We start from the raw sequence: 7,612 nt of genomic DNA, 5'->3' as shown, positions 1-7,612 counted from the left end.
GCCATTGGCCGGAGCTGCATCCGCACAGGTCGGCGTGGCCGGTTCTTCAACGTGGTGGACCTGGTCAACCGGCTTGAGGCTGACAGTCGGGCGGCAAGGGCGGGTCGGCTGGCCGAACAACTCGGCCGACTGGACTTTGTCATCCTCGACGAACTGGGATACCTGCCCTTTGCCCAGTCTGGCGGACAGTTGCTGTTCCATATGATCAGCCGCCTTTATGAACAGACCTCGGTCATTGTCACCACGAACCTGTCCTTCGGTGAATGGGCCAGTGTATTCGCCGACGCCAAGATGACCACGGCACTGCTCGACCGTCTGACCCATCACTGCGACATCATCGAGACAGGGAACGAAAGCTGGCGGTTCAGGAACCGTAACTGAACCTCTCTCCAGATCCATACCTGCCCCGGCCTGTCTCCTTACGCCTACGGCTTCAGGAGACAGGCCGGGCCTTCAACAGGGGGTTAATATTGCATGCCGATCAGGGGTTATTTTTGAGTGCCGATTGACACCCTGCCGCGTAATGCCGCGACCGATCGGGCCTATTCCGGGATCAACATCCTGATGCTGTGGGGTTCGGTAGAGATGCAGGGGTTTTCTACCCAGAAATGGCTGACGTTCCGTCAGGCGCATGCGCAGGGCGGCAATGTCAGGAAAGGCGAGAAGGGAACGACGGTGTTTTATGCTGACCGTTTCACGCCAAAATCGGAAGCGGGTTCCGACGAGCCACGCCAGATCCCGTTTCTAAAGCGGTTTACGGTGTTCAATCTTGACCAGTGCGAGAACCTGCCGGAGAGCATGGTCACGCCGACCGCGCCGCTGCCGGAACGCGAAATCGTGCCGCACGCGGAAGCGCTGATGCGCGAAACCGGGGCGGACATTCGCATCGGTGGCGACAAGGCATTTTATGCCCCGGATGCGGACTTCATCCGGGTTCCGCCCCAGCAGTCCTATTTCAACCAGATCGATTGGTACAGAACCGTCTTTCACGAGATCGGGCACTGGACCGGGTCCGAAAGCCGACTGTCGCGCACCTTTGGCAAGCGGTTTGGTGACCATGCCTACGCGGCCGAGGAACTGGTCGCAGAGATGACATCAGCTTTCGTGCGCGCGGAACTGCAGATCGAGCCGACGGTCCGCCATGCGGATTACATCGGGAACTGGCTGGCACTGCTGAAGGCTGACAAGCGCGCCATTTTCACCGCAGCGAGTGCTGCTTCAGCCGCGGCCCAATACATTTTCAGCTCATCGACACGTCAGCCGTCTCTCGAGGACGTGGCTTCTGCCGCCTGAAACCCAACCCTGAAAACCTGTGCGCCCGCAAGGGCCCACTGGGCGATGGAGTTCATCATGCCTGTCTTTGCCCTGATTGCCACTCCCGCCGTGCGCATCCGTTCCGAGCGCAGCACCATCCTTCAGGCGCTGCCGATGGAACACCTTGGTGCACGGGGGATGACAGAAGCCCGGACGCTCGCGGAAATCTTGACTGCCGTAACGCTTTACGGTGAGAGGACCGCCGGCGCGCATCCCGGGCGCTCGTTTTCCATCAGTGTGCATATCCGTCGGGGCGATCGTAAGCCACGTGGCTTTGATGCGGCTTACCGCACTGGCGCCCTGGGGACCGACAGATGGGTTCTCATGGTCGATAACGACGCTGATGGCGCGCGGATCCTGCATGGACGATCCGCAGCCGAAACCGGAAACATGGCGTCCTGCAAAGGAGACGTGGCATGATCCGCCAGTATTATACGTCTCCAGTTCAGGGCGGTAATAACCCGCTCCGGGTCGGGACCATTGCCAGTGGAACCATCTTCGATCTTCCGGCTCCTGTTTCGGGGCGTCCCTATCGGACCCGGCCGTGGATCGTGGAATGTTTTCTGAACGGCACGATGGGGGCGGCTGCGCTGAACCCCGTCACCGGTCTCTGGGAAGACCGTTATATGCGGGGCCGCTCGGATCTGGTCGTATTGCGCAGCCTCGCCAATGCGCGCCGTGTGACCGTGGCAGTGCGCTATCTGGAAGGATGAGTGAAGAGAGCCTGGGCGAGGGGTATTCTCCGGATCTGCCGGATGTGAACCGCTTTCATAACGGCTATCGATGCCGGAGCCAGGTGTCATGACGGCGGGGCCGATCCTGTGCGAGCGGCTTCGGATCCCGCCTTTCGACCCGGTTGTCCTGAAACCCACCCAATGGGCGACGGCCCAGCAAAAGGCAAAGCTTGGTAATGCGATCCTGCGGTTCATCGCACTCGGAATGCCTGCAGAAAAATTTACCCCGGCCCTGTATAACCGGCTGAGCAATATGTTCGGATTTATCGCGCATTATAATCGGACCGGCTTCGCGCAGACATGGTTCGACAATGCAGCCACACGGCGCGATTTCCTCGATCAGGTTGCGCGATATCCCTGCTGGGGCGACCCGACTTTTGTCTGGTCGGATGTAGAGAAGGAAATCGGGAAGCGTGTCCGGGAAAACCTGCTGGTCGAGGCATGGACGAGCCGTGCCCGCGAGGAACAGGTTGCGCGCGAGAAGGCGGAGCTGGCCCGTCTGCAGGCAAAGCATGGCGGAACAGCGACGGCATCGAATTCATCCGTGCCCACCGTGCAACTCGGGCTGCTCTAGCCCTGGGCCATGCGCCAGGAGCCATGCCCGTCGAGGCACCGGCCTAAGAACGCCAGTGCGGCACGCGGATATTTCCGGATTTCCAGAACGCTGCCGGTGGGTACCTCCATGAGGTAGGCGCCGATCCGGGTGGCGCAATGCGGCTGGCCGCGCAGGAACTTTATGCCCCTGCCGGTTCGAACTGCCTGACGGGGACCAAAAACACCGACAACGTGACGGCCACCGAGGTAAATATCGGCGTTGAACTGGCGCCACAGCGGTGCCCGGATATCCTGCTCGTCGACTTCGACCTGCACGGTGCAGCAGTCATGCCACGCATCTGGCGTGCCATCCACGCCATACAGGGTCTGGCAGAGCTGGCGGATCGCCTGCTCGTGTTCGGGGAGGAAGGACCAGCCGGTTTCCTTGCCGAGAAAACGTCCCCTATAACGCCGGGCCTGGATTGCCAGTTCGGGATGAAAGTCGGCCTTCAGGGTGATGCGGCCTTCCGACGCAGTAATCACGGCCATGATGAACTCCCAATGTAGAGACAGGGAAATTCTAGGATGATTATCATAATTGTACAAGAAGAAATGACACGATTATGAGCGAAATAGGAAAATAAAACAGAAATAAAAATCCAGAAGGAAAAAGCATGACCTCGGCCCTGCCGGGTCTCTGACCTGGTTTCTGCGGTCTGAAGCGGTCGTCGTCGGGCGCAACCCCCAGGCCTGCGGTCGGGACGGCACCGTGAAGCCGCATGCGCGGCTTCCGCACCACTGCCGCCCCGAGGGGTTGCGCCCGCCGCCTGAGGCCCGCTTCCGCGCGACCGCACCAGGTCAGAGATCCGGCAGGGGCGGGAGACGATCAGGAAGGAAAAAAGGAACAAGACCATGAGCCAGTCAGTCAATCGCGCCATCATCATCGGTCACCTGGGCAGGGATCCGGATCTTGCCGCACGTAGGGAAGGGGAGGGCAAAATCGCATCCTTCGGCGTGGCGACAAGTGAAACCTGGACCGATCGCGCCAGCGGTGAGCGCAGGGAAAAAACCCAATGGCACCGTGTCGTCTCTTTCAATGATCACCTTTCGGCCGTGATCGAACGTCGGTGCCAGAAGGGAACGCTGGTCTATGTCGAAGGCCATCTCGAGACACGCAAATGGACCGACCAGCAGGGACAGGACCGTTATGTGACCGAGATCATCATTGATCGGTTTGATGGAAACCTGAAGGTGCTGGCCAATGGTCGAAGCACGGGCGATGGACGCTTTGATGAAGAGCGTCTCTCACGGAGCGCTGCACAGCGTCCGGTTCCTGCCGCAGCTTCCAGCGCGCAGGAAGTGGATGACGAAATCCCGTTTTAGGCCGCGCGGCGTTCCGGGTCGTCAGCGACCCGGAGCATTGTGCCTGTTCAGGGAGAAGAAAGTGCGGCTTTTGCCGCGCCAGTTCTCGTCATGAATACTTGTGAGGACTGTCAGACCTGATGGCGCGGGCGATCGGAAACGCCTGTCTGCCGACACCGGAACGCCGGTCGTCCGTCCACATCGGGGATGAGCTGTGTCTCTCCTGTTTCTCTATCGCCCTTTATACGGGCTCGTGAACCTTATTTTTTCGTCAGTCGCATGATGTGGGCGCAGACGGGATACTCCACAGGGAGTATCTGGCGCCGTGAATGCCCGCTCGTCCATAGTCCCGGTAATGCGTGTGCAGTGGCGCGGGCACATGCCGTTTTCTGCCGCGCGTAAACTGCAGCCATTCGTGCGTCCTGTATTCTTTTGCAGGTTACGCAGAATAAAAACTCTCAACGCGGAATATCAGGACGCAATATCTCGACGAACCATACAGAGGTTGTCGGATGTTTCCGCACGATCATCTCAAATACTCACCGTAAATACCGGAGCGGTCTGAAACACAACCCATGCTGTTCGTGAAGGAGTGTCTTTCATGGCTTACACATCTTCCCCGGAAGCACAGCAAAGAGAACTTGATGAGCTTCGCAATGCTGTAAGCTGCGCCGTTGTGCTGGAGAAAGCCGGGTTCCGGCTGGATCGGCAGGCCACCGCGCAGCGTTCCGCACGTAACCTGAAATTTCGCCGTGACAGTAAGGCCATTATTGTCAATCACGATGGCAAGGGCTGGTGGGACCCGAAGGGCGACGGCAAGGGCGATGTCTTCAAGCTTGTCCAGTATCTCGATCCCTCGAAGAACCTCGGTCATGTCAGGCAGGAACTTCGCGCCCTGATCGGCAGGAGCCCGACGCTCGAAGTTGTCGAGCGTACGAAGGGAGCCGATGACAGACCGCGGCGCGATCCCGCTGAACTGTGGAACCGTCGCGTTGCACCCGGACAGGGGACGGCTGCATGGCGCTATCTGACGGAGATCCGTGGGTTGCCCGACCATATTGTCGCGATTGCCGGACAGCAGGGGGCGCTGAAGGAAGGCCCGCACGGAACTGCCTGGTTCGGCCACCGGGATGCGGACGGGCAGTTCACCGGCATGGAAATGCGGGGGCCGGATTACAAGGGGTTTTCGACGGGCGGGATTGGCAAGCGTCTCTTTGGTTTCCGGGCCGACGGGGGAGAAGCACCCGTGACGCGCCTTGTCCTCACCGAGGCGGCCATTGACGCATTGTCCTTTGCAGCACTCGATCGCTTCCAGAAAGGAACGCTCTATACCTCGACAGGTGGCGGCATGAGCTCAGAGAGCGAAGCGAACCTGAAACGGGTCATGATGCAGGTCGCCGCCCAGCCTGAAGCGCGACTGGTTGTTGCCGTTGATAACGACCTGCAGGGGGATCGTTATGCCGGGAAATTCGCTGCGATGGCACGGGACGTCGGTCTCTGGTCAGGACGGATATCTCCGAAAGGGCCGGGAGAGGATTGGAATGCGGTCCTGAGGACCCGCAGGGAAGGAATGGAGGCAGGTTCTGTTCCCGTTGCGCCCTTGTGCCGCCTGTCCGAAGTCCTGGGTTCAGGGGCGAAAGCGCAGCCGGAGACGGTTTCCCCGTCATGGCTGGGTCAGGCCGAGGCGCACGGCACGCAGCGGCCGCCGCGGGTTTCGGACGCCTCATTACCTGCTTCGTCTGAACCTGTGGGCAAGCCCGCCGGGCCACGTTCAGGTTCATCACCGGGGCTGTCCTTGTGAACCAGCGTGAATCCTTTGGGCTCACCCGGGCAGACGGCATCACGGGCTGCAGGCTTTGTCCAGATATATGCTGGCCTGCGCGCATGCCCGAACGGCTCTGCCAGGGTGGCGACGGGTATGCGGGAATACGTGGCGCGTCGATTGCGGGGCAACGCGCGGCCTCGATGGCTCGAGGCCGGGACTTGGCAGGCCGCATCGCCTCCTTCACTGACGATCACGGGATGATCGTCATTTACGGCTGGCGTGCCACAGAGGTGGGCGCCGAACGGTCCTGCGCGCAGGATCATCTCACACAGGAGAGGGTCATGGGATATGTTTCAGACTATGCGGATCTGGGGATTGCGCGTCTGGCGATGAAGGCAGACCTTTCGCGGACGTTTGCCGGGTCGCGCTCGGCCCAGACCATCTGGAACCGCCACCTGCGCCAGCGTTTGGCGCAGGCAGAAGATGATCCCCCGATACCGCAAAGTGCAGTCCGCCTGTACGAGCGGCCAGGCTGTCCTGTGGGCCTGGTTATCGACGGACACTGGGAACGCGGGCTTGGGAACTGGAATCTTTCCTATCCGGCGACAATCCTGCTTTCGACCGGTAAGATCACCACGACCCCGGGTTGCATGGCGGAAGGGTTGGAAGAGCTATGACCGGTGATCTTCCCGTTCCACGCGCTCTTGCGCCCGTCCTTGACAGTCTGACGCCAGAACAGCGGCGTGCGGCGATGGCGCTGGGATATGTTCTGGTTCTGGCAGGGGCAGGCACCGGTAAGACCAAAACCCTGACAGCCGGGGTCGCAACCCGCGTCGAACTGCATGGCATGGTTCCTGGCCAGATTCTCTGTGTAACCTTTACCAACAAGGCCGCCCAGGAAATGCGCAAGCGCATCGGAGACGTTCTTGGGCCGTACTCGGTACCGACATGGCTTGGAACCTTTCATGCCCTGGCTGCTCGACAGCTACGGGCCGAGCCTGAAGTGGCGCAATTGTGTAGCGGCTTTGACATTCGTGACGCCGAGGACAGTCTCGCCATCGTCCGCCGCCTGATCAGGACTGTCCCGAAGGAAAAGCTTCCCGTGCCGCAGGAAGGAGCGCCAGGAGACGCGAGACAGATTAAAAAAATGGCCGAGCGGATTGCGCGGCTGAAAGAGGATCTGATCACACCGGTGGCTGCTTTCGCGCATGTTGAAAGCCTGATCGGCAGGCGACAGTCGGCGAATCTCCATGTGGATCACGAAAGCTGGCGCTTTGTCGTCGGGTTGTATGGTCGTTACCAGGCGATCTTGCGCGAGCAGAACGCGGCGGATTTTGGTGATCTGCTGATGTGGCCGACCCTCGCGATGCTGCATGATGCAGAATACCATCGCCGATGGTCCGCCCGTTTTACGGCCGTGATGGCGGACGAGTTTCAGGATGTGAACCGCGCCCAGTACCTGTGGCTCACGTTGCTTGGCAGGACGTCTGGTGAACTGTTCTGCGTGGGTGATGATTCCCAGAGCATCTTATAAGTTAGTTGGAATACATCGGCTTGAATCTATACCTTCGTGTCGCAAAGGGAGGGTACGATGCCTGAGCCTAAATGGTCACGATATCCGCAGGTTTCTGAGAACTCTCAAGGATGCTTATGGCTTTCGTTGCTCGACAATCTTGGCCGTTCGCCCGCTACCATAGACGCCTATGCCAGAGGTCTGGAACAGTATCTGTTTTTTTGTGAGGCAGCAGGTGTTGCTCCTGAGGCAGCAACTTTGAGTCATGTTTCACTATTTGTAAGGTATTTATGTTAAGCGGCATGGAAAAGTGACCCCTTCGGAAGGGGGACAGGCAGCCAAAAACGACCCCTTTCTGAGAAACGGGTTCACGATGGCCTTCATGCTGAA

10 protein-coding genes are annotated in these 7,612 nt (G+C 59.7%); 9 read left to right on the top strand and 1 reads right to left on the bottom strand.

Annotated features, from left to right (window positions below):
- The 5 genes from CFR80_RS16185 to CFR80_RS16165 all read left to right on the top strand — a co-directional run.
- Positions 1-381: ATP-binding protein (locus CFR80_RS16185; protein ID WP_181418227.1), on the top strand; the 381-nt coding region annotated here is incomplete at its 5' end.
- Between the two features lie 117 nt (positions 382-498).
- Positions 499-1,293, top strand: coding sequence for an ArdC family protein (locus CFR80_RS16180; RefSeq protein ID WP_258367885.1), 795 nt, complete (start codon positions 499-501; stop codon positions 1,291-1,293).
- 57 nt (positions 1,294-1,350) lie between these two features.
- The gene (locus CFR80_RS16175) at positions 1,351-1,734 is read left to right on the top strand and encodes a hypothetical protein (RefSeq protein WP_258367884.1); all 384 of its coding nucleotides are present in this window, start codon (positions 1,351-1,353) and stop codon (positions 1,732-1,734) included.
- The gene (locus tag CFR80_RS16170) at positions 1,731-2,027 is read left to right on the top strand and encodes a hypothetical protein (protein ID WP_258367883.1); all 297 of its coding nucleotides are present in this window, start codon (positions 1,731-1,733) and stop codon (positions 2,025-2,027) included. The genes CFR80_RS16175 and CFR80_RS16170 overlap by 4 nt, the downstream gene beginning before the upstream one ends.
- A gap of 88 nt (positions 2,028-2,115) precedes the next feature.
- Positions 2,116-2,622: a hypothetical protein gene (locus CFR80_RS16165; protein WP_110507712.1), complete on the top strand. Its 507-nt coding sequence runs from the start codon at positions 2,116-2,118 to the stop codon at positions 2,620-2,622.
- Here the strand turns inward: CFR80_RS16165 and CFR80_RS16160 are convergent.
- On the bottom strand, positions 2,619-3,131 hold the full coding sequence (locus CFR80_RS16160) for a hypothetical protein (RefSeq protein ID WP_110507711.1): 513 nt from the start codon (positions 3,129-3,131) through the stop codon (positions 2,619-2,621). The genes CFR80_RS16165 and CFR80_RS16160 overlap by 4 nt on opposite strands.
- A gap of 363 nt (positions 3,132-3,494) precedes the next feature.
- Between CFR80_RS16160 and ssb the strand changes: the two genes are divergently transcribed.
- The 4 genes from ssb to CFR80_RS16140 all read left to right on the top strand — a co-directional run bounded on the left by ssb (position 3,495) and on the right by CFR80_RS16140 (position 7,243).
- Positions 3,495-3,965: a single-stranded DNA-binding protein gene (gene ssb, locus CFR80_RS16155; RefSeq protein WP_110507710.1), complete on the top strand. Its 471-nt coding sequence runs from the start codon at positions 3,495-3,497 to the stop codon at positions 3,963-3,965.
- 580 nt (positions 3,966-4,545) lie between these two features.
- Entirely contained in the window at positions 4,546-5,745 is a 1,200-nt protein-coding gene (locus CFR80_RS16150) for a DUF3991 and TOPRIM domain-containing protein (RefSeq protein ID WP_110507709.1), read from the top strand.
- A gap of 182 nt (positions 5,746-5,927) precedes the next feature.
- Complete coding sequence (locus tag CFR80_RS19485) at positions 5,928-6,386, top strand: hypothetical protein (protein ID WP_258367882.1); 459 nt, start codon at positions 5,928-5,930, stop codon at positions 6,384-6,386.
- Positions 6,383-7,243: an ATP-dependent helicase gene (locus tag CFR80_RS16140; RefSeq protein ID WP_258367881.1), complete on the top strand. Its 861-nt coding sequence runs from the start codon at positions 6,383-6,385 to the stop codon at positions 7,241-7,243. The genes CFR80_RS19485 and CFR80_RS16140 overlap by 4 nt, the downstream gene beginning before the upstream one ends.
- Positions 7,244-7,612 lie beyond the last annotated feature (369 nt).

This window comes from Komagataeibacter oboediens (assembly GCF_003207815.1).
GTDB lineage: Bacteria > Pseudomonadota > Alphaproteobacteria > Acetobacterales > Acetobacteraceae > Komagataeibacter > Komagataeibacter oboediens.
The sequence above is the reverse complement of the archived record's forward strand: the minus strand, read 5'-3'. Positions and strand labels throughout refer to the sequence as shown.

Excerpts from the sequence above, each read along its gene's own strand:
- CFR80_RS16175 (WP_258367884.1), top strand. The coding sequence starts at position 1,351 with ATGCCTGTCTTTGCCCTGATTGCCACTCCCGCCGTGCGCATCCGTTCC.
- CFR80_RS16140 (WP_258367881.1), top strand. The coding sequence starts at position 6,383 with ATGACCGGTGATCTTCCCGTTCCACGCGCTCTTGCGCCCGTCCTTGAC.
- ssb (WP_110507710.1), top strand. The coding sequence starts at position 3,495 with ATGAGCCAGTCAGTCAATCGCGCCATCATCATCGGTCACCTGGGCAGG.
- CFR80_RS16160 (WP_110507711.1), bottom strand. The coding sequence starts at position 3,131 with ATGGCCGTGATTACTGCGTCGGAAGGCCGCATCACCCTGAAGGCCGAC.
- CFR80_RS16150 (WP_110507709.1), top strand. The coding sequence starts at position 4,546 with ATGGCTTACACATCTTCCCCGGAAGCACAGCAAAGAGAACTTGATGAG.
- CFR80_RS16170 (WP_258367883.1), top strand. The coding sequence starts at position 1,731 with ATGATCCGCCAGTATTATACGTCTCCAGTTCAGGGCGGTAATAACCCG.
- CFR80_RS16165 (WP_110507712.1), top strand. The coding sequence starts at position 2,116 with ATGACGGCGGGGCCGATCCTGTGCGAGCGGCTTCGGATCCCGCCTTTC.